The 20,957-nt window shown below is 47.1% G+C and carries 24 protein-coding genes; 13 read left to right on the forward strand and 11 right to left on the reverse strand.

Going from position 1 to position 20,957, the window contains the following annotated elements; all coding sequences use genetic code 11:
* Positions 1-4 precede the first annotated feature (4 nt).
* The gene (locus BCF55_RS02010) at positions 5-745 is read left to right on the forward strand and encodes a 50S ribosomal protein L11 methyltransferase (RefSeq protein ID WP_121009291.1); all 741 of its coding nucleotides are present in this window, start codon (positions 5-7) and stop codon (positions 743-745) included.
* Positions 732-2,018, forward strand: coding sequence for a M23 family metallopeptidase (locus BCF55_RS02015; protein ID WP_121009293.1), 1,287 nt, complete (start codon positions 732-734; stop codon positions 2,016-2,018). The genes BCF55_RS02010 and BCF55_RS02015 overlap by 14 nt, the downstream gene beginning before the upstream one ends.
* Here the strand turns inward: BCF55_RS02015 and BCF55_RS02020 are convergent.
* Genes BCF55_RS02020 through exbB form a run of 6 tightly spaced genes read right to left on the reverse strand, consistent with a single transcriptional unit; the run spans position 2,010 to position 5,846 of the window.
* Positions 2,010-2,612, reverse strand: a complete 603-nt coding sequence (locus BCF55_RS02020; protein ID WP_121009295.1) for a histidine phosphatase family protein — start codon at positions 2,610-2,612, stop codon at positions 2,010-2,012. The two genes, BCF55_RS02015 and BCF55_RS02020, sit on opposite strands and share 9 nt — an antisense overlap.
* Entirely contained in the window at positions 2,609-2,872 is a 264-nt protein-coding gene (locus BCF55_RS02025) for a hypothetical protein (protein WP_121009297.1), read from the reverse strand. The genes BCF55_RS02020 and BCF55_RS02025 overlap by 4 nt, the downstream gene beginning before the upstream one ends.
* 11 nt (positions 2,873-2,883) lie before the next feature.
* Positions 2,884-4,284 carry a UDP-N-acetylmuramoyl-L-alanyl-D-glutamate--2,6-diaminopimelate ligase gene (locus BCF55_RS02030; protein ID WP_121009299.1) on the reverse strand — a complete coding sequence of 467 codons (1,401 nt, stop codon included), beginning with the start codon at positions 4,282-4,284 and terminating at the stop codon, positions 2,884-2,886.
* Between the two features lie 18 nt (positions 4,285-4,302).
* The gene (locus tag BCF55_RS02035; protein WP_121009301.1) at positions 4,303-5,055 is read right to left on the reverse strand and encodes an energy transducer TonB; all 753 of its coding nucleotides are present in this window, start codon (positions 5,053-5,055) and stop codon (positions 4,303-4,305) included.
* Positions 5,045-5,431: an ExbD/TolR family protein gene (locus BCF55_RS02040; RefSeq protein ID WP_121009303.1), complete on the reverse strand. Its 387-nt coding sequence runs from the start codon at positions 5,429-5,431 to the stop codon at positions 5,045-5,047. Before BCF55_RS02040 ends, BCF55_RS02035 begins: the two co-directional genes overlap by 11 nt.
* Positions 5,412-5,846: a TonB-system energizer ExbB gene (gene exbB, locus BCF55_RS02045; protein ID WP_121009305.1), complete on the reverse strand. Its 435-nt coding sequence runs from the start codon at positions 5,844-5,846 to the stop codon at positions 5,412-5,414. Before exbB ends, BCF55_RS02040 begins: the two co-directional genes overlap by 20 nt.
* A gap of 159 nt (positions 5,847-6,005) precedes the next feature.
* On the opposite strand from exbB, the gene BCF55_RS02050 reads away from it, so the two are divergent.
* The 5 genes from BCF55_RS02050 to BCF55_RS02070 are packed head-to-tail and all read left to right on the forward strand — an operon-like array spanning position 6,006 to position 10,579.
* The gene (locus BCF55_RS02050) at positions 6,006-6,563 is read left to right on the forward strand and encodes an SCO family protein (RefSeq protein ID WP_245960372.1); all 558 of its coding nucleotides are present in this window, start codon (positions 6,006-6,008) and stop codon (positions 6,561-6,563) included.
* A gap of 13 nt (positions 6,564-6,576) precedes the next feature.
* On the forward strand, positions 6,577-8,571 hold the full coding sequence (locus BCF55_RS02055; RefSeq protein ID WP_121009307.1) for a TonB-dependent receptor domain-containing protein: 1,995 nt from the start codon (positions 6,577-6,579) through the stop codon (positions 8,569-8,571).
* A 49-nt stretch (positions 8,572-8,620) separates the two neighbouring features.
* Positions 8,621-9,277 (forward strand): hypothetical protein, encoded by a 657-nt coding sequence (locus BCF55_RS02060; RefSeq protein ID WP_147425002.1) that lies wholly within the window; start codon positions 8,621-8,623, stop codon positions 9,275-9,277.
* Positions 9,219-9,977 (forward strand): SDR family oxidoreductase, encoded by a 759-nt coding sequence (locus tag BCF55_RS02065; protein ID WP_121009311.1) that lies wholly within the window; start codon positions 9,219-9,221, stop codon positions 9,975-9,977. The genes BCF55_RS02060 and BCF55_RS02065 overlap by 59 nt, the downstream gene beginning before the upstream one ends.
* Entirely contained in the window at positions 9,974-10,579 is a 606-nt protein-coding gene (locus BCF55_RS02070) for a 7-cyano-7-deazaguanine synthase (protein ID WP_121009313.1), read from the forward strand. The genes BCF55_RS02065 and BCF55_RS02070 overlap by 4 nt, the downstream gene beginning before the upstream one ends.
* On the opposite strand, the gene BCF55_RS02075 is transcribed toward BCF55_RS02070, so the two are convergent.
* The 3 genes from BCF55_RS02075 to BCF55_RS02085 are packed head-to-tail and all read right to left on the reverse strand — an operon-like array spanning position 10,560 to position 12,471.
* Positions 10,560-10,784 (reverse strand): DUF465 domain-containing protein, encoded by a 225-nt coding sequence (locus BCF55_RS02075; RefSeq protein ID WP_121009315.1) that lies wholly within the window; start codon positions 10,782-10,784, stop codon positions 10,560-10,562. The genes BCF55_RS02070 and BCF55_RS02075 overlap by 20 nt on opposite strands.
* Positions 10,781-11,212 carry a hypothetical protein gene (locus BCF55_RS02080; protein ID WP_121009317.1) on the reverse strand — a complete coding sequence of 144 codons (432 nt, stop codon included), beginning with the start codon at positions 11,210-11,212 and terminating at the stop codon, positions 10,781-10,783. Before BCF55_RS02080 ends, BCF55_RS02075 begins: the two co-directional genes overlap by 4 nt.
* Positions 11,170-12,471, reverse strand: coding sequence for an adenylosuccinate synthase (locus BCF55_RS02085; RefSeq protein ID WP_121009319.1), 1,302 nt, complete (start codon positions 12,469-12,471; stop codon positions 11,170-11,172). The genes BCF55_RS02080 and BCF55_RS02085 overlap by 43 nt, the downstream gene beginning before the upstream one ends.
* A 44-nt stretch (positions 12,472-12,515) precedes the next feature.
* On the opposite strand from BCF55_RS02085, the gene BCF55_RS02090 reads away from it, so the two are divergent.
* Positions 12,516-13,211 carry an IclR family transcriptional regulator gene (locus tag BCF55_RS02090; RefSeq protein ID WP_245960373.1) on the forward strand — a complete coding sequence of 232 codons (696 nt, stop codon included), beginning with the start codon at positions 12,516-12,518 and terminating at the stop codon, positions 13,209-13,211.
* A 68-nt stretch (positions 13,212-13,279) separates the two neighbouring features.
* On the opposite strand, the gene BCF55_RS02095 is transcribed toward BCF55_RS02090, so the two are convergent.
* Complete coding sequence (locus BCF55_RS02095; RefSeq protein ID WP_121009321.1) at positions 13,280-13,939, reverse strand: IclR family transcriptional regulator; 660 nt, start codon at positions 13,937-13,939, stop codon at positions 13,280-13,282.
* A 165-nt stretch (positions 13,940-14,104) separates the two neighbouring features.
* Between BCF55_RS02095 and BCF55_RS02100 the strand changes: the two genes are divergently transcribed.
* Genes BCF55_RS02100 through tsaE form a run of 5 tightly spaced genes read left to right on the forward strand, consistent with a single transcriptional unit; the run spans position 14,105 to position 19,631 of the window.
* Entirely contained in the window at positions 14,105-15,385 is a 1,281-nt protein-coding gene (locus BCF55_RS02100; protein ID WP_121009323.1) for an NADP-dependent isocitrate dehydrogenase, read from the forward strand.
* Positions 15,386-15,403: 18 nt separating this feature from the next.
* Entirely contained in the window at positions 15,404-15,820 is a 417-nt protein-coding gene (locus BCF55_RS02105; RefSeq protein WP_121009325.1) for an OsmC family protein, read from the forward strand.
* A gap of 12 nt (positions 15,821-15,832) precedes the next feature.
* Complete coding sequence (accC, locus tag BCF55_RS02110; RefSeq protein WP_121009327.1) at positions 15,833-17,251, forward strand: acetyl-CoA carboxylase biotin carboxylase subunit; 1,419 nt, start codon at positions 15,833-15,835, stop codon at positions 17,249-17,251.
* 21 nt (positions 17,252-17,272) lie between these two features.
* Positions 17,273-19,225 carry a pyruvate/oxaloacetate carboxyltransferase gene (locus BCF55_RS02115; protein ID WP_121009329.1) on the forward strand — a complete coding sequence of 651 codons (1,953 nt, stop codon included), beginning with the start codon at positions 17,273-17,275 and terminating at the stop codon, positions 19,223-19,225.
* 10 nt (positions 19,226-19,235) lie between these two features.
* Complete coding sequence (tsaE, locus tag BCF55_RS02120; RefSeq protein WP_245960374.1) at positions 19,236-19,631, forward strand: tRNA (adenosine(37)-N6)-threonylcarbamoyltransferase complex ATPase subunit type 1 TsaE; 396 nt, start codon at positions 19,236-19,238, stop codon at positions 19,629-19,631.
* On the opposite strand, the gene BCF55_RS02125 is transcribed toward tsaE, so the two are convergent.
* Positions 19,618-20,700 (reverse strand): J domain-containing protein, encoded by a 1,083-nt coding sequence (locus BCF55_RS02125; RefSeq protein WP_121009331.1) that lies wholly within the window; start codon positions 20,698-20,700, stop codon positions 19,618-19,620. The two genes, tsaE and BCF55_RS02125, sit on opposite strands and share 14 nt — an antisense overlap.
* Positions 20,701-20,957 lie beyond the last annotated feature (257 nt).

Here is a 20,957-nt window from a genome sequence, read left to right on the forward strand (position 1 = left end):
TCTAATGAAGAAGTTCATATACTCACTGAGCGAGGAAGAACTCGGAGAGCTCCTCGCACGCAAACCCCTCGCCCTTGAAGTTCTTCAGAGGGAAGGGAACACCTTGGTGGTAGCCTCCTATGAACCTTTAGAGGGTCTCTCACCCGAAAGGGTGGAGGAGGTCGGCGAGGACTGGAAGGACTGGAAGAAGGGTTTCGGACCCGTTGATGTGGATGACTTCGTGATAATGCCTCCATGGAAGAAGCCTGTCTTCATAAATCCGGGGATGGCTTTCGGAACGGGGCTACATCCCACAACGAGGCTCTGTATAAAGCTTATGAAAGAGTATATAGGTAAGGGAGATAGCGTTCTTGACGTTGGAACGGGGAGTGGGGTTCTTGGTATAGTCGCCAAGCTTTTGGGTGCAGGCAGGGTAGTGGGTATAGACGTAAGTGAAGATGCGGTCAGGGAGTGTAAAGAGAACGCTAAGCTGAACAAAGTGGACATAGAGTGCAGGCTTGCCACACCTTCCCAAATAATAAATGGGTTTGACCTCATAGTTGCTAACCTTGAACTTCCTATATTCAGGGAGGAACTGGACAAACTCCTTTCGCTCTTCAAAAAGAGTGCTATCTTTTCTGGAATATACAGGGAAGAGGAACTTGATGAGTTTCTACGCATGCTCAGACACAGAGGTGTTAAAGTGGATAAAATATTAGAGGAGCAAGAGTGGTTCTGTGTAGGGGTGGGAGATGCAGGGAATTAAGAAATTTGTAAGGACGGTGGTTTTTGTTGCCCTGCTGGGCATAATCGGTTTTACCCTCTATAATCTATTCTTCTTAAAACCTAAAGTGTATAACCTGCAGCAACTTGAAAAGCTGCCAAAGGAGAAGGTGGTCAATCTTGTGGTATCCCCTCGTGCCTATGTGGATAGGGTAAGCGTGGTTGCGATTCAGGGAAACAAAGAAATCCTGCTCTTTGAGGGAAAGCTTCCTAAAGAGGTGAACGAGGTAACCTTTACCGTTAAACCTGAGAGTTCAGGCTTAAAGGAAGGTGAGGCGAGAGTAGTGGTCAAGTTGAGAAGGTTCTATATCTTTGAGAAGAGCTTTGAGGTCAGAGCTATCGTTGATACGCAACCTCCGAGAATACATATCCTTTACGCTCCCTACACGGTGCTTCAGGGGGGTTCGGGGGGAATAAAGGTAAAGCTGAGTGAGCCTGCCCAGCTGTACGTTGAGGTTGGAGGTAGGAAATTCAAATCTTATAAGGTTAAGGAGGACCTCTACATATCTCTCTTTGGCGTGCCTGTTGACACCTCTCCCAGAGATGTCATAAAGGTTGTTGCCATTGACGAGGTTGGAAATGAGACTGTGATACCTCTCGGGACGGGCATAAAGAGGAATAACTTTCAGAGTTTAAGGATAGAGTTGAGCGGTAAAGAGAAGGTTATGTTGCCAAAATTGGGGACTATACTTGGGGGAAACTATGAGGGCTCAAACTTCGTTGAGCTGTTCAAAAAGGTAAACGAAGAGGTCAGAGCCGAAAATGAAAGGAAAATCGCCGAGGTAGGAGGAAACTCCGCCCCACAGAGGTACTGGAGGGGCAATTTTATTCAGCTTAAGAATAGCAAGGTTATATCAAGGTATGGAGAGAAGAGGACATACACTTACAGGGGTAAACCCATAAGCAGTAGCAGACATATGGGCTATGACCTTGCCTCCGTTAAGAATTCAAGGGTTCCGGCGGCAAACCATGGAGTTGTGGTGTTCGCTGGAGACTTAGGTATATACGGCAATACCGTCATAATAGACCACGGATACGGACTGATGAGCCTTTACGCCCATTTGGCTGACTTTAGAGTCAGTAAGGGGGATATGGTTAAGAAGGGACAGGTGATAGGCTATACGGATATGACAGGACTTGCCTTCGGAGATCACCTTCACTTCGGTATACTCATAGACGGCTATGAGGTTACCCCCTTAGAGTGGTGGGACAGCAAGTGGATACGGACAAGGATTGAACCTGTATTCTCATACTAAGTGGCACAGGTTGTTGAGATATATGAGCCTGAAGCCCTCTCCATCAAATTCCAGAAGGCTTACTCCGGTGTTGTCCATGTGGACACTCCACAGGTTTTCAAGCCCAAGGCCAAGGGAAAGACAGACTATACCGTGTAAAGTTCCGCCGTGACCTACAACCACGAGGTTGTCTTCCTCCCTCTTCTTCAGGTCTTCTAAAAAGCTGAGGATTCTCTTCTCAAAGTTCTCCATGGGTTCTTGAGTTGGAAGGGGATTCCTGACAGGGTTTTTGAGCCAGCCCAGCATCATCTCTCTCTCCTGGTCAAAGAGTTCCCAGAAGTTTCTCCCCTCCAGAAAACCGAAGGACATCTCCCGTATCCTCTCATCTATCTCCGGCTCAAGTCCGAGAACGTCCCCTATCGTCAGGGCTGTTTTGTATGCCCTCCTCTGGGGAGAACTTATAAGTGCCTGTATACCTTCTTTTGACAGAAACATAGCTACCATCCTCGCCTGGACAAAACCAAGGGGTGTCAGGTCGCTGTCCAGTCTGCCTTGAAATATACCCTTCTCGTTGAACTCACTCTGGGCGTGCCTTACGAGGTAAATTCTCTTCATATCTGCTCAAAGAGAACGTCTAAAATCTGTGCCTGTATATCAACTTCCCAGTTTTGGTAATGCTCATCCTTGTTAACTATGAGAATTATTCCCAAGCTCTCAAGGTAAAGCACCATCTTAGCAAGGTTTACCAAACCGCACTCCCTTGCAGACTTCAAGTCTCTGAGCTTAACCCTCGGTATAGGTTTCTCTGAGTCACGAAAAAGCTCCAAAAGCTCCTGCTTCAGGTTATAGTAAAGCGTTTCAAAATCACAGGACATACGGACCTCCTCTAAATATATTTTTTAACCACCTGGGCATCACTGAAGGGATATTTTATCCCCTTAACTTCCTGATAGTCTTCGTGCCCCTTTCCGAGTATGGCTACTATGTCACCCTTGTCTGCTAGCTCTACGGCTCTCTTTATGGCTTTTTCCCTATCCGGTTCAACGATAACCTTTTCATAGTTTCTTATACCCTTCAGGATATCCTTTATTATCATCTCTGGTTCTTCATCTCTGGGGTTGTCGGAGGTGACCACAACTATATCACTCAATCTGTCGGCTACCTCACCCATGAGAGGGCGCTTTGTCCTGTCCCTGTTCCCTCCAGCACCGAACACCGTTATGACCTTATTTAACGCCAGGTTCCTTATCGTTTTCAGGACATTCTCAATAGCGTCCGGTGTGTGGGCGTAATCCACAACGGCTATAAAACCTCTATCAGAGCGGTAAACCTCAAATCTTCCTGGAACATTCACCCCCTGAAGCGCTCTCTGGATAATGCCCGGCTCTATACCTGTCTTTAAGGCGTACCCTATCGCAGCCGATAAATTGTACGCCTGGAAACCGCCTATCAGGTTTGTGGAGAATTTATAATTCTTCCCCTCAAAGGACAGCTCCAGTACGGAACCTTCAAAATCCGTTCTGAAAGAGCTTATTCTCAGAATCCCTTCCCTGCCGTAGGTTATGATATTCCCCTTTATCTCCTCAGCGAGTCTTCTCCCGTAAGTGTCGTCCAGGTTTATAACCGCAAACCCGTAGCTGTATAAATCAAAGAGTTTCTTCTTTGCTCTGTAGTAGCTTTCCATATCTCCATGGTAATCAAGGTGGTCTTGGGTAAGGTTGGTAAACACAACAGCTTCAAACTTGGTTCCCCATACCCTGTGTTGGTCAAGGGCGTGGGAAGACACCTCAGCCACAACGTGGGTAGCTCCGTTATCAAACATCTCTTTGAGAGTTCTGTGCCAGGTTACAGGGTCCGGCGTGGTTCTGCCTGAGCCAAAGACTCTACTCCCCAGTCTGTACTGGATAGTTCCCATAAGCCCGGTCTTATAACCCGACTCTACAAGAATTCTTTCAATTAGGTAGGTGGTGGTTGTCTTGCCGTTGGTTCCTGTTACTCCTATTACCTTGAGCTTTTCTGAGGGTTTACCATAAAACAGGCTGGCAAACTCAGCGAGAGCCTTACGTGAGTCTTCAACCTTTATTATCCTAGGGTCTTTAAAGCCCGGCTCCCTTTCAACCACAACTGCGAGTGCCTTCTTCTGGAGGGCTTCTCTTACGAAATCATGCCCGTCAAACCTCGTCCCCCTTACAGCGAAGAACACAAATCCCTCTTTAACCTCTCTGGAATCTGAGCTTACACCCTTAACCCTTGGTAGGAGACTCTTGAGTTCTTCCGATAATTCCATGTGAGATTAATATTAAATCTACTCAAGTCTGTAAACAATAGGCAATACCACGAAGACTTTTCTCTCCGGCTTTGGGAACTCCTTAGCCGCCAGCCTAACAGCCCTAAGGGCATTACTGTCCAGAATTTCAAAACCTGAGCTCTTCTCCACCAGGAGTTCTTCAATCTCACCCTCAGGCGTAAAAAGGAACCTGACCAGCACCGTTCCCTCCCATCCCATCCTGCGAGCTATGGGGGGATAGACCAAGTAACTCCTCACAACCTCCCTTATCAGGGACAGGTTCTCCTTAACGAAACTCTCTCCGTAGTCCCTTTCACTGGCTTTTGGTGAAGGTTCTTCTACAGGCTTTTCGGCAGGCTTGTTATCCGTATCTTGAGTGAGAACCTCCTGAATTTTATCCTCCTGCACCGTCTCCTTCTTACCTTCATCTTGGTTGGTGAGCTTAGAGTTTTTCATCGTGACATCGGTTTCTGGGGTTGCCTCCTTTGGTACCGGAGATTTAAGAGCACTCTTTTCTACTCTAGTAGGTTTCGCTACAACCACCCGCTTTGGGGTTTTCTTCTTCCTTTTGGGGGTCTTCTTTTTTACAGCCCTCACCCGAGTATTTTGGGGTACGCTTGGTGGTTTTTCCCTTTCAACTTTCAGGTTGTTAAGGCTTACCGATATCGTATTTCTTTCCTCGTACTTTGGCTCCGGGACGAAAGAGAGGAAGGCAAAAATCACAAAGCTGTGCAGTATCACGGATAGCAGAAAGGCAACTTTAAATCTCATCCTTCTTCACCAGCATGTTTATCTTCCTGAATCCCAGCCTGTTCAGAATGTCCATGACGCTCACAAGATTCTGAATTCTTGCTTCCCTGTCAGCCCTTATGTTGACTCCTATCTCCCTGTCAAGGGACTTCAACTCCTCCTTCAACTGGGCAAGGTGCACTTCTTTCTCCTCAAGGAACAGCTTCCCGTTTTCTTTTATGGTTATGTTTATTGCACCGTGGGTTTTTCCGGTTTCCCCGCTCTGGGCGGAAGGAAGGTTCACTGGTATCTCACCTTGGACTATAAAGGTGGCTGTAGTTAAGACTATGGTCAGGAGAACAAGCATTATATCTACGAGAGGTATAACGTTGATGTAATCAAACTCTCTCTCTTCCATTCTCCGCCTCCCATAGGGCTAAAAGAACCTTCACCTTCCTCAAGAGGAGGTTGTAGAAAACCACCGAAGGAATCGCAACTAAAAGACCCACGGCGGTGGCTTTAAGGGCTAAGGCAAGACCAACCATTATCTCCTTCGTATTTACAAAGCCCTGAGAACCAATTGTGTAGAAGGTGAGCATTATCCCTAAAACCGTTCCCAAAAGCCCCACGTAAGGTGCGTTGGAACCTACTGTGGCTATTATGTGAAGACTCTTTGTAAGGGCTACTTCAAGCTCCTGTTTTGTCCTAAACTCCTTTATCCGAACACTTCTGAGGAACAGCCACCTCTCAATGGCTATCGCCACGGAGACAACGCTCATAAAAACCAGAACCCCTATTATCCCGTAGTCCACCAGCTCCTTTATTCCTTCCATATTGTTAATTTTATGATAAATTTCACGTTAAATTAATGTTATAATCAACACAAATTTAACAGGAGGTCTGAGGTGAAAAAACTTCCTCCCGAGGCTCGTCCCTCCTCCCCCCTCCCCAGCGGAGGGGTTTCTTTCAGGTGCTATCTGATTCCTCTGCTAGTGGTACTCCTGATCGCTTATATGAGCTCCTGTTCTAAAAAGGAAGAGTTCAACGGTGTTCTCTATGACAAACCTGCGGAGAACTTCTGTCTTACAGGTTGGAGTGGCTCAGAGAAGGAGCTATGTCTTGGAGACTTTAAAGGTAAGGTGATCCTTCTATTTTTTGGTTACACTCGCTGTCCCGATGTATGCCCCCAGTCCCTTCAGGTGTTAAGCGAAGCCTTCAACGAGCTAACGCCTGAGGAAAGGAAGATGGTCAGGGTCATCTTTGTTAGTCTTGACTCTGAAAGGGATACACCCGAATACACCCAGAGATATGTTGAGTTCTTCAACGAAAACTTTATAGGACTTGCGGGAAGCCGAGAAGAACTCAGGAGGATTTCAAAGAGTTACAAGATATTCTTCAAGAAGGTGGATATTACGCCTCACGGCGGTTACCTCATAGACCATACAGCCCTTATCTATCTGATAGACAAGGGCGGCAAGCTTAAACTTCTGTATCCAGTTACAAGGCAGAAACCCCAGCTCATAACTCAGGACATAAAGAGACTTCTATAAAGGAGGTGAAGAAATGAGAAGGACCCTCGTGTTGCTGGTGGCTCCCCTGTCAGTCTCCTTTTCTCAGGAGCTCTTCCTTGAAAAGGTTGAGGTAAAGGCAAAGAGTGAGGTCTTTACTGAAATGGAGGTAAGGGAGAGCTTTGCTAAAGACCCTGGAGAAGCTCTTTCTGAATCAGAGGGTGTGTGGAAGCTCAGGAAGGGAGGCATAGCCAACGACGTGGTGATAAGGGGTTTTTCTGGAAGGAACCTGAACGTCCTCTTTGACGGAGCAAGAATATACAATGCCTGCCCCAACAGGATGGACCCTCCCCTATTCCACGTAGACTTCGCAGAGGTGAAAAGTATAGAGGTTATCAAAGGTGCCTTTGATGTCAGAAACTACGGAAGCCTCGGAGGAACTATAAACATAAAGACCTTGGAACCTAAAAGGGGATTTCACGGAAAATTCAATATAGGTGTTGGCTCGTTCTCTTACTTCAACCCATCGCTTAACCTCTCCTACGCTACCGATAAAGTTTACGGACTTGCGGGATACTCATACAGGTATTCAAAACCTTACAAGACTGGAGAGGGGAAGAGGTTTACCGAGTATCCGACGGGAATGAACGCCTACAAAGACTCTGAGAAGGACTCAACCGCCTTCAGTATAAACACAGCCTGGGCAAAATTAGGCTTCAAACCAGCAAAAGACTCGGCTGTAGAGCTCTCTTACACAGCCCAGAGGGCGAGGGATGTCCTGTATCCATATCTGATGATGGACTCACCCAAGGATGATTCCGATAGGTTGAACCTAAGACTGAAATGGGCTTCACTGAAAGTTACAGCTTACTATTCATATGTTGACCACCTTATGAACAATGAAAAACGGGTTAACACAATGTTTATGGAAACGAGCGCTAAATCCATGACTTATGGAACTAAGGTAGAGTACGAGTTAAATAACCTTGCGGTGGGTCTTGAGGCGTTCCTTTGGAACTGGAAGTCTGTAACTGAAATGAGGGGGATGATGACTTCTATACAGAGCACGATACCCGATGTTGATACGACGGACCTTGGTATCTTTGGAGAGTATAGGAAGAAGGTAAACGACAAGACCAAGCTTGTGGCAGGTCTGAGATTGGACACGACCGAAACGAAGGCAGATAAAGGTAAGGCTAACACAAGCCTCTACTACGCTTACCATAACACCAGAGATACCTCTGAGAGAGACACCTACCCTTCTGGAAATCTTCAGCTCACTTACAGCTTAGGAAAGGAAACAGAGCTGTTCGCAGGTATTGGATACTCTGTCAGAGTTCCCGACGCTCAGGAGAGATACTTTGCCCTTGACAGGATGGGAAGCCAGTCCGACTGGGTGGGTAACCCCAACCTGAAACCTTCCAAAAACACAGAGATAGATTTAGGAGTTAAGGTAAAAAACCCAAAACTGAACCTTACTGCAACCCTCTTTTACAGCTTCGTAAAGGATTACATAACCGTATATAACCAGGACAAGGTTAATCCTGTAACTCTCATAGGGACGGGAACCCAAGCCCGTTCTTACGCAAACGTTGATGCCCAGCTCTATGGAGGGGAAGCAAAAGCCACCTTTGCAGTTACCGAAACCCTCTTCCTCAAAGGGGGTGTTTCTTACGTTAAAGGTAAGAAGGATACGGACCCTGCTAAGAACATAACCGATGAAGATATAGCTGAGATACCGCCCCTCAAGGGAAGACTCGCTCTTAGGTACGATACGGGAGTTTACTTTGGAGAGGTTGAGACCGTAGCCCAGGCGACCCAGAATAAGGTGGACAGCGACCTTAATGAGACAAAGACCTCTGGCTGGGCTATCGTAAACTTGAAGACTGGTGGAGAGTATAAAAACTACAGGATTACAGCTGGCGTGCAAAACCTCTTTGACAAGTTCTACTACGAGCACCTCTCCTATCTGAGAGACCCCTTCTCAAGCGGAGTAAAGATTCCCGGACCTGGGAGGAGTTTTTACCTTAACCTGAGTTATGTCTTTTGATGTTAAAAATACCGCCCCTCTGGGCGGTCCTTCCTTATATTTAAGAAGCATGAGATACGCTTTACTCTTGATAGTACCTCTCTTTTTGCTCTCCTGTGCTCAGAGAGTGTTAGTCCCTGTTGGTAACGGAATAAAAGCTGACCCTAAGACTTACACAGCCCTTTATGAGGATGGGAACGTAGAAGTGGTTGTGAAAGCCAACGCATGGAAAGGTTACCCTTCTGACCTCAGCTCCTACGTGGTACCCCTTTACGTTGAGGTGGTAAACAAGTCAGACAGAGAGGTATGGATAGACTTCAAAGACATGCTCCTTACCGATGAGAGGGGAAACCAGTACAACGCTCTCAGTCCTAAAGATGCGGCAGAGATAGCGAAGAGAGGAGGAAGGGTAGGGGTGTCCTTCGGGCTGTCCTATGGAACTCCCTGGTGGGGTCTCGGATGGTGGGCTCCCGCCTACACAGGAGATGAAGGAAGCGATGTGGTCAAGTACGCCTTGATTCCGGGGAGGATAGAGCCGGGTTCAAAACTCAGGGGTTTCGTGTACTTCCAGCCTCTGCCCGACGAGGTGGAGGGTGTCACCTTCAAGCTAACCTACTGGATTGAAGGAAGACCTGTGAGTGTAAAATTCCCCTATAAGGTAGTGAAGGATGGAAAAGGTAGCTCTAGTAACGGGAGTAAGGAGGATAGGGCAGAGAATAGCCTTTGAGCTTCTCAAAAGCGGTTACGACCTATCTATTGTTTACAGAAGTTCCGAGGACTCGGTTAAAGAGGTTTTAAAGGAAGGAGATAGGAGAGGCAGGAGAGTCCTGGCGATAAGGGCAGACCTCGGAGACCCTCAAAGTTACGAAAGGGTTGTAAAGGAAACTGTGAACAGCCTATCAAGGATTGATGCCTTCCTCCATCTTGCTTCACCCTATAGGAGAACTCCCATAGAAGAACTTACCAGGGGGGACCTTTATGAGCACTTCACTCCCATAGCCGAAGCCTTCCTGTTTCTCTCAAAGCTGTGCTACAGAGAGATGCTCAGGAATGAGGGAGAGATAAAGGGCAGGATAGTAGCTTTCGGGGACTGGGCTGTAGAGCATACCCCATACAGAGGTTACAGTTCCTACTTTATAGCCAAAGGAGCTCTGCACACCGCCGTAAAGGTTCTTGCAAAGGAGTTTGCCCCCCACGTCCTCGTGAACGGCATTGCACCAGGACCTGTTATGAAACCGGAGGATATGGACTCGGGTAGTTGGAAGAGGATTCTGAGCAAAACCCCGTTAAAACGTGAGGTTTCTCTAAGGGATGTCCTCTCCATAACCCTCTTTTTTCTTACCACCGAAAGCGTGACAGGAGAAATCGTTAAGGTTGACTCTGGTAGGCACTTAGCCGGTTCTGGATTAGGGAGCGTAGAGGGTTGAAGAAAATAGCGGTTCTTTACAGCTCAGGAGTTGAGAGTGCATCTCTGACAGTCCATTACCTTGATGAGGGTTTTTTAGTTTACCCCGTTTATGTTCGCTGTGGACTTCCTTGGGAGAAGGTGGAAGTGAAGTGGGCTTCAAGGCTCTGGTCTTACCTCAGGGGTAGATATAAGAGAGTTATGCCTTTCAGGACCGTATTTTTAAGAGGTCTGGGAGTATCCAGAGGTATAGAGATACCTCTGAGGAACCTTGTTCTCACTACCCACGCAGCCATTGAAGCTATCAAAAGGAACGTAAAGAGTGTGGCGGTTGGAAGCCTTGGCATATACCCCTTTCCAGACAACAACAGGGAATACTTTGATGCTCTTCAAAACCTTATAAGAAAAGGGTCTAAGGAGGAGTTCAGGATAGAGACCCCCTTTATGGGCATGGAGAAGTGGGAGGTTATAAGAAAGTTCTATGGGAGACTCAGATACGAACTTACATTCTCCTGTGTCAGACCTGTGAAGGGAATGCACTGTGGAAGATGCTTAAAGTGTATAGAGAGGAAGGAAGGTTTCAAGCTAGCCGGCGTGAAAGACCCTACTTTTTATCTTTCATGACCTCCTGTATCCTTTTTTCCATAAGGTCCTTGTAGTAAAGCTTCTCCTTCTTCAACTTCTCTATCTCAAGTTCAAGGTCATGGGTCATAGGGCGGTGTCTTTCAAGTTTAGCTATATCCTTATCAAGCTCATCGTGCCTGTCCTTCCATTCCTTAAACTTTGGGTCTTCTTCATAGAGCTTCTTTATAACTTCCTCCCTATTCATATCACATCTCCCTTTCTGGGTCTGAAAACTATTAAACCACATAAAGAAAGAAAGAATCCAAGTAACAGAGCAGAAAAGCTCCCTGCAAATATAAAGAACACAAAGGCTACCGCAAACGGTACGCATATAAGGACGTAGCTCCAGAAGTACCTTCTTACCGCGGTGTAGCTCCAGTACTCCTCCGAAGTTTTCACGGGAAAAAGTTTCCTTCGCACGATAAAGGCTACCGTATAACCTAAAACAGCGGTAAAAATTTCAATTCCATAAACGTATAGTATCAACTTTGCCGAAACAGGCATTGAAAAGAACCTGTATAAGGCTAAACAAACCACAAACAGGACTGTTATTGATGCTATAAACGCCAAATTAAACTGTTTTGCTCTCTTTATAAAGAGCTCACTTTTATCTGAGGCAGTTCCTTGAGCCATATAAATTCTTCCCTCTTAGGTCCAGTGGAGAGCATTATAACAGGCACACCGGTGAAATCTTCTATAAACCTTATGTATTCTATAGCCTGCGCTGGTAAGTCCTTTATGTCCTTTGCCCCCTTGGTGTCTCTCTTCCAGCCCTTTAAGGTTTTGTAGACTGGTTTCGCAGACTCTAAAACTTTTAGGGACGCAGGGAAGGTTTCTATCCTATCGCCTTCGTACTCGTAAGCCACGCACACCCTGACTTCATCAAAGCTGTCTAATACGTCCAGCTTGGTGAGTATGAGCCCATCAAAATGGTTTAGTTCAACCGCATACTTGAGGGCTACGAGGTCCAACCACCCACACCTTCTCGGTCTTCCTGTGGTTGAGCCATACTCTCCCCCTATGTCCCTTAGCTTATCACCCTCTTCGTTCTTTAGCTCGGTTGGGAAAGGTCCACCTCCAACCCTTGTAGTGTAAGCTTTTGCAACACCAATAAGGTAAGCGTCCGAAAAGAACTTAGGGGATAATCCTGTCCCGTTTGACAACCCCAGGGCGGACGAGTTTGAGGAGGTAACGTATGGGTAGGTTCCGATATCAACATCAAGCATAGTTCCCTGAGCGCCCTCAAAGAGGAGGGTCTTTTCGGTCTTTAGGAGATACTGGCACACATCCGTTACAAACTCTTTGTACTTTGAGTATCTTTCAAGGGTTCTTTCAAAGATAAGTTCTACTTCAAGGTCATGGTTCTCACAAAACACCTTTTCACATATATCCCTCACAAAGGCAACGTTCTCCTCTATTAGGGAGTAAAACCTCTTCTCATCATCAAGGTCAGCGAGTCTTATTCCCTTCCTACCAAACTTGAACATGTAGGCAGGACCTATACCTCTCAGGGTGGTTCCTATCCCCCCCTTCTTTTCAAAGAGCCTGTCAAGGAGCTTATGATAGGGCATAACCAGGTGTGCTCTATCACTTATGAGAAGCCTACCTTCGTAATCTATTCCCCTTTCCTTTAACCCTTCCAACTCCTGGTCAAGGACATCAAGGTCAACCACCATGCCCTGAGCTATGACACCAACCACGTGGGGGTGCAGTATCCCAGTCGGAAGAAGGTGTAGTATGAATTTTTCACCGTTAGCTATGACGGTATGACCTGCATTGCTGCCACCCTGGTATCTTACAGTTATATCGTAACCCTCTGACAGCAAGTCCACTATCTTGCCCTTTCCTTCGTCACCCCACTGGGCACCCAAAATTACGAGCTTTCTCTCCATAGACTTAACTCCGAACTTCTAATTGTATAATATGAGGCGTAAAGATGCATAGAGATAAAAGTTTTTATGTCATACAGAACGTAGATTACGCTTTACGTATACTCCTCCTTATAGAGAAGGAACCAAGAACGATGGAAGACCTCCAGCGGGAAACTGGTCTTAAACCAGACAGGATAGAGAGGATACTTGCCACTTTCGTTGATAGGGAATGGCTCAGCTACCACGAAGAATCCGGCAGGTACATGCTGGGTGTGAGGTGTTTTGAACTGGGAAGAGCTTACTTTCAGCACCTTGATGTTAGGAATTTAGCCAAGCCTGTTCTGAGAGACGTTGTTGAGAAACTTAAGGAAAACGCCTACCTTACTACACGCATAGGTTACGAGGTTCTTTATATAGAAAAGTATGAGGTTGAGAAAGAGGTCGGCATCCTTTCAAGGTTTGGAAGGGTTCTCCCGATGTACGCTTCCGCTTCAGGAAAGATATTCCTTGCCTTCTTTGACGAGAGGGAGATAGAAGATTACTTCAAGAAGGTCAAGTGGGTGAGATACACCCAGAACACAAAGGAACCGGAAGAGGTGAAGAGGGAATTAAAGGAGATAAGGGAAAGGGGGTTCTCGGTGAACCTTGGTGAGTATGAAGAGGATGTGGTTAGTATAGCTGCACCGGTTTTTGATTACGCCGGTAAAGTGAGTTATACCGTCAGTGTTGTGGCACCTGCCTACAGGGTTCCTAAGGAATAGCTCTTTTCAAAGTTCAAAGATATAACCATGTCCGCAGCCGAGGAGTTGTCCAAAAGACTTGGGAAGCTCTAATCCCAGTAACCCAGCTTCAGAGATATATCCAGAGCTGCGTCCTCAAGGAGGGGTTTTATCTCCCTGTCTATGACGTCCAGAGGCATCCTGTAAGTTGGAGCCAGAACTTCAACAGCTCCTATGGGTCTGCCCTTGTAGTCTCTTATCACGCAGGCTCCACCTGCTATTCCGTTCTTCTCATCGTACTCGTGGTCAAATGCGAAACCCATTTCCCCCCTGAGGGCTCTCCTTATCGCCTTTGCCGAGCTGACAGGGCTGTTTATCCTGTATCTCCTGCCTTCCCTCGGTTTAACCTTCACAGGCTTTATAGTTTCTTCAGAGGCAACGTAGATTATATACTGTTGTTTATCATCCAGCATGGCAAGGTTTACACTTTCCCCCAGCCTGAACCTGAGACCTTTAAGTACAGGCATTGAGAGCCTGGTTAGAGGATGTTTATGGATAAAGCCGTAACCCAAGACCACACAACCGGTGGAGAGTTTATACTTCTCTGTTTCCTCTTCCTTCTCAACAAGCTTGTGTTCCTCTAAAGTAACCAGTATCCTGAAAACGTTGTTCTTGTTGAGGTTTAACTCATTGCTTATCTCGGTAACGCCTGCTGTGCCCTTATTCATTAAAAAGTCAAGTACGTCAAGGGTCTTTTTGAGAGCCTTCATCAAAACAGTATTTTACTCCTTAGCAAGGTACGGTATATGGTAAAGTTTACCTGCGGGAGCGGTGTAATAAGGTCTTTCTAACAGACCTAAAACGATGTTTTAAAAATCCTTGACAGTGCACTCAGGCTCACATAAAATTTTTAACACTTTTCTCAGGAGGAGATAATGGAAGTTGTTAGGGCGGAAAATGTGTACCCATGGGAAGGAAAAGCCCAGAAACCCAAGGAAGGAGAGTTCATAAAACTCAACCCTGACAAGACCATAGAGGTTCCTGACAAACCCATAATCCCCTACATAGAGGGGGACGGAATAGGAGCAGAAATCACCCCGGCGATGATACATGTGGTGAACGCTGCTGTAGAGAAAACCTACGGCGGTTCCAAGAGGATAATCTGGGTTGAGGTTCTTGCCGGAGATAAGGCTGAAGAGAAAGCGGGAGATAGACTCCCCCAGGAAACCCTTGAGTTTTTGAAGGAAGCTGTCGTTGGTATAAAGGGACCCCTGGGAACTCCAGTAGGTAAGGGTGTCCGCTCCATAAACTCCGCCCTTAGGCGTGCCTTTGACTTTTACTCTGCGGTTCGCCCAGTTTACTGGATGGGTCAGCCTACCCCCATACCTGATCCTCAGAGGGTTGACGTAGTCGTGTTCAGAGAGAATACCGATGACGTTTACGCAGGGGTTGAGTTCTTTTCAGGAACTGATGAAGCAAAGAAGGTCAGGGAGTTCCTCATAAAAGAGATGGGAGCTAAAGAGGAGGGTTTTCCGGAGGATGTTGGTATAACCGTGAAGCCCATGAGCGAATTCAAAACCAAGAGACACGTAAGAAAGGCTCTCAGATACGCCCTTGAGAACGGAAGGAAGAACGTTGCCGTTATAGGTAAGGGGAACATAATGAAGGCTACCGAGGGAGCCTTTATAAACTGGGCTTTTGAAGTTGCCCAAGAACCTGAGTTCGCCGATAAGGTTTTAACAGACCCGGAAGCCCAGCCCAATGAAGGACAGGTAAAGTTAAGCAAGGTTATAACCGACCAAATGCTCATGCAACTTGTCCTGAAACCGGACGCCTGGGACGTGGTGATAGCGCAGAATCTGAATGGGGACTACGTTTCTGACCTCGCTGCAGCCCTCATAGGCGGTCCAGGTTTTGTTCCGAGTGGAAATATAGGAGACGGATACGCCCTCTTTGAGAGTACCCATGGAACCGCCTGGGACATAGCGGGTAAGGGTATAGCCAACCCCCTATCCTTAACCCTGTCCGGAGCCATGATGCTTGAATACATCGGCTGGAGGGAAGCTGCCCAAAAGATATACGAAGCTGTCAAGAAGACCTTTGAGGATAAGGTTGGGACTCCGGACATAGCCGCTGGCTTTAAGAAGCTTGGTATTGAGGCTAAGGCTGTTTCAACCTATGAGTACGCCCAGGAGATAGCAAAGAGGATTCAGTAATACTATAGGAGGACTATCATGAAGATAAGGGTAAAGCAGAAAGAGGACTTTCACTTTGTAGGTGTGGGACCCTCTGGAAGGGAAGTGCCCATAGACGCTGCCGATTACGTTGGCGGTAAGGGAAGAGGCATAAGACCTCCAGAGCTTCTCTTTCACTCAATAGCTGGATGTGTAGGTATACACCTTTACGAAGCCCTATACAAGGAGGGAAAGCACGTTGAAGACATAGAGATAGAGACGGACGCTGACAGGAAAACCGAAGGCTACCCAAAGGTTTTTCTTAAGATATACTTGAACGTTAAGGTTAAGGGGAACGTGACAGAAGAGGACGTAAAGAAAGCCCTTGACAAGACCATATATGATCCGGGCACATGCTCCATAGCTTACATGTTCAACAAGATAGCACCAATTGAGTATAAGGTTGAACTCGTCTGACGGAGGAGAGACATGTTTAAGAAACTCCTTGTAGCCAACAGGGGTGAGATAGCCTGTAGGATAATCAGAGCTGCCAAAGAGCTTGGGATACAGACGGTAGCCATATTTAACGAGATAGAGTCAACCGCAAGACACGTCAAGATGGCAGATGAAGCCTATATGATAGGTGTAGACCCCTTGGATACCTACCTTAACAAGCAGAGGATAATAGACCTCGCCTTAGAGGTTGGTGCGGACGCCATACACCCCGGATACGGTTTCCTTGCAGAGAACGCCGAGTTCGCTAAAATGTGCGAGGAAGCGGGTATAACCTTTGTGGGACCTTCGTGGCAGGTCATAGAACTCATGGGGGACAAGGCACGCTCCAAGGAGGTAATGAAGAAAGCCGGGGTTCCTGTAGTTCCGGGTTCTGATGGGATTTTGAAGGATGTGGAGGAGGCGAAGGCTCTTGCAAGGGAGATAGGATACCCTGTCCTTCTTAAAGCGACCGCCGGAGGCGGTGGTAGGGGAATAAGGATATGCAGGAACGAGGAGGAACTGGTTAAAAACTATGAGAGCGCTTACAACGAAGCTCAGAAAGCCTTTGGATGCGGAGACCTGCTCTTAGAGAAGTTCATAGAGAATCCCAAGCACATAGAGTTTCAGGTTCTCGGGGATAAGTACGGGAACGTGATACACCTCGGAGAAAGGGATTGCTCCATACAGAGGAGAAACCAGAAGCTTGTTGAGATAGCCCCGTCTCTGCTCCTGACGCCAGAGAAGAGGGAGTACTACGGAAACATAGTTGCAAAGGCGGCAAGGGAAATAGGCTACTATAACGCTGGGACTATGGAGTTCATAGCGGACCAGGAAGGCAATCTTTACTTTATAGAGATGAACACCCGTGTTCAGGTTGAGCATCCCGTTACCGAAATGGTCACAGGAATAGACATAGTGAAGTGGCAGCTGAGAATCGCCGCAGGAGAGAAGCTAAAGTACAAGCAGGAGGATGTAAACTTCAAGGGATACTCAATAGAGTGCAGAATAAACGCCGAAGACCCCAGGAACAACTTCGCTCCCTCCGTTGGAATGATAGAGAGGTACTACGTCCCTGGTGGTTTTGGAATAAGGGTAGAGCATGCTGCGGCGAGAGGGTTTGAGGTGACACCTTACTATGACTCCATGATAGCCAAGCTTATAGTCTGGGCTCCGGAGTGGGAGATAGCGGTGGATAGAATGAAAGCTGCTCTGGAGACCTATGAGATAACCGGAGTAAAAACCACGATACCTCTTCTGATAGAGATAATGAAGGAGCCGGACTTCAGAGCTGGAAAGTTCACCACCAAGTATCTTGAGGAGCATCCGCAGGTGTTTGATTACAAAGAGCACAGAGACAAGGAGGATTTTGTGGCTTTCCTTTCGGCTGTAATAGCTTCTTACCATGGTTTATAAAATTTGCAGGAGGTGATTTAAATGGTTGAGGTTGTAGAAGAAATCAGGGAGAAGATGAAAGAGCTGGAGAAAAAAGGAGTTAAGAAAAAGATACATATAACAGACCTCACCCCAAGAGACGGACAGCAATGTAAGCTTGCAACGAGAGTGAGAACCGATGACCTGTTGCCTCTCTGCGAAAAGCTGGACAAGTGTGGTTTTTACGCCGTTGAGGTTTGGGGAGGAGCAACCTACGATGTTTGCCTGAGGTATCTGAAGGAAGACCCATGGGAGAGGCTCAGACGCATAAAGGAGGTAATGCCCAACACCAAACTCCAGATGCTCTTCAGGGGGCAGAACATCGTCGGGTACAGACCCCGCTCCGACAAGACCGTCAAGAAGTTCGTGGAGAGGTGTATAGCCAACGGTATGACCGTTTTCAGGGTTTTTGACTCCCTTAACGACAACAGGAATATAGAGGTTGCTGTGAAGGCTATAAAGGAGCTTGGCGGAGAGGTTCACGCCGAGATAAGCTACACCCGCTCTCCGGTTCACACTTACGAGAAGTGGATGGAATACGCTCAGGAGCTTGCTGAGATGGAGCCCGACTGGATATCCTTCAAGGACGCTACCGGCATAATGCCTCCCTTTGAGTGCTACCAGATAATAAAGGGGATAAAGGAAGCAACCGGTGGACAGATACCGGTTCTGCTTCACAACCATGATATGAGCGGTATGGCAACCATAAATCATATGATGGCGGTTCTCGCCGGTGTGGACATGCTTGACACCGTCCTCTCACCCTTAGCCTTTGGTTCCTCACACCCAGCAACCGAGACCATAGTTGCAGCTCTTCAGGATACGCCCTTTGACACTGGACTTGACCTAACCAAGATAGCTGAAGCTGCAGAAGAAGCCAAGAAGATGAAGAAGAAGTACAAGAAGTATGAGACCGAATACGCCGGAGTTAACGCTCAGGTTCTCATTCACAAGATACCCGGCGGTATGATTTCCAATATGGTCGCTCAGCTCATGGAGGCAAATGCACTTGATAAGATAGAGGAAGCTCTCGCAGAGGTTCCTAACGTTGAGAAAGACCTCGGATACCCGCCTCTGCTTACGCCCTCCTCTCAGATAGTTGGTGTTCAGGCTGTTCTGAACGTTATAACCGGGGAGAGGTACAAGACCATAACCAAAGAGGTAAGGGACTACGTTGAGGGTAAATACGGAAAGCCACCGGGACCTCTCTCCAAAGAGCTCGTTGAGAAGATACTTGGACCGGGCAAAGAGCCTGACTTCTCCATAAGACCCGGAGACCTCGCCGACCAGCAAGAATGGGACAGGGCAAGGAGCGAGGTTGAAAAGATTATCGGAAGGGAGCCCACCGATGAAGAGATACTCCTGTACATACTCTTCCCGATGCAGGCTAAGGAGTTCTTAACTCTAAGGGAGAAAGGCGAGTTACACCCCGAACCGGTTGGTGAGCTTCCAGAGATTGCTGAAACCGAAGCAGGAAAGGTTGTTGGTGCTGCACCTGTTGAGTTTGAAGTTGTTTACCACGGAGACAAGTTTAAGGTCAAAGTAGAAGGTGTATCCCTTGAAGATCAACCAGGCAAACCGAGAAAGTACTACGTCAGAGTTGACGGAAGGCTTGAAGAGATACAGCTCTTCCCACAGAGGGAAGCGATTCCTGCAGGCGGTGGGGCTGTATCAACAACGACTACAACAGAAGGTGGCATACCCAAGGCAACAGAACCTGGTGACGTCACCGCTCCTATGCCTGGTAAGGTTGCGAAGATACTCGTTGAAGAGGGTCAACCTGTGGAGGAAGGACAGACGGTTGCTATAGTTGAAGCCATGAAGATGGAAAATGAAATACACGCTCCGATAGATGGGATAGTAAAGCAGATATTTGCCAAGGTGGGAGACCAGGTGAATCCTGATGAGGCAATTCTCAGAATATCCCCCCACAAGGAGGACAAAAGCTACCAGTAAAATAGTTCCTGTGGAAGAGAGCCTTATAAACAGTCCCGAGGAAATGGAAGCCCTCGGGGCTTCTCTTGCTAAAGAGCTTAAAGGTAACGAAGTTATATGCCTGAAAGGGGAGCTCGGGGCTGGCAAAACCACCTTTGTCCGAGGTTTGGCAAGGGGTTTGGGCATCGGAGAGGAATATCAAGTCCGGAGCCCCACCTTCACCATAGTGAACGAGTATCCAACCCAGAAAGGGAAGCTGATACACGTTGACCTCTACAGGGTAAAGGATTTTGACTTTTCAGAGTTCATAGGTCAAGGTGTAGTGGTTGTTGAGTGGAAGGAGGAAAGGGAGGATTGTGATATTTTTATTGAGATTGAGGTGGTCAGAGAGAACGTAAGAAGGGTTTTGCTTTTCAGAAGGGGTTGAGCCAGTTTTTAACTCTTTCTGTTATACTCTCCCTCTTCTCTATACCTTCCTCACCCAGCTCCTTTGCAAGTTTTTCAAGGAGTTTTTTCTGTTTGTTGTTCAGGCTCTTGGGAACCTCTATCCTGAAGGTAATTATCATGTTTCCCCGCTTACCATCGTAAGGGAAGCCCTTTCCGGGAATTGTTTTGGTTGAACCACACTCAGTTCCCGGCTGAACAAAGACCTCAAGCTCTTCCCCTTCAAGGGTGGGAACCCTTGTAGCACCTCCGAGGACTGCAAGGGGGTAACTTATCAGCCTTTCCATGAACAGGTCGTTGTTTACCTTCTTGAAAACAGGATGCTCCTTAAGGAACACTCTCAGGTAAAGGTCTCCCGGCTTTCCACCGTATACTCCGAAGTGCCCTTTCTCTGGGACTTTCAAAACTTCTCCCTCATCTGTTGCCGGAGGAACGTTTATCTTTATCTTGGCTTGGGTTGTAACCCTTCCCCTTCCAAAGCAGGTAGGACAAGGGTTCTTGACTATAAATCCCTTTCCTCTGCAAACGGAACAGGGTCTTGGGAAGCTGAATATACCGCTTACTCTCCTTCCCTTTCCCTCACAGGCGTGGCAGACCACCGTCTCGGCTTTTCCTTTCACCCCGATACCTTCGCAGTCCGGGCAGTCTATCCATCTCTCGTACTCCACTTCCTTCTGAGTTCCGAAGGCAGCTTCCTCAAGGGTAAGGTAGAGCTTTAGCCTTATGTCCTGTCCTCTCTTGGGTTTCTTTGCCTTTTCCCTCTCTCCCTTTATGATGCTCTCTATAAACTCCTGAATGTACTCCATAAAGTCCCTGAACTTGTTCTCATCACCGCTCCTGAGTATCCTGTCATACTCTTCTCTCTTTTCATCGTCCGAAAGGACGTGGTAAGCCTCGTTTATCTCTTTGAACTTCTCCTCAGCCTCAGGGTCAGGATTCCTGTCGGGGTGGTAAAGACGGGCTAACCTCCTGTAGGCTTTCTTTATCTCCTCCTTAGTGGCGTTCTTTTCAACGCCGAGTATCCTGTAATAATCCTTTATAGCCGACCTCATCTTCTATATCTTAAGGCAAAAGACACCGGCTGTCAGTCGGGAAGAGAATAAAGCCCTTATTTCTTTAGGGCATTGCAAGAGACAATTAGGGTAAATACCAAGTCTAATACGATTGTCGTGTCGCAATCCCTCTCTTTCTTCAGGGCATTGCAAGGGGTCCGATTAAAGTCCTTGATTTTCAAGGGGGACAGAGTGAGAATTGTTCTCAATTAGAGTTGACGTCATGATTTTACAGAAATATCAATGAGTTTCCGATT

The sequence above is a fragment of the Hydrogenivirga caldilitoris genome (genome assembly GCF_003664005.1).
Classification (GTDB): Bacteria; Aquificota; Aquificia; order Aquificales; family Aquificaceae; genus Hydrogenivirga; species Hydrogenivirga caldilitoris.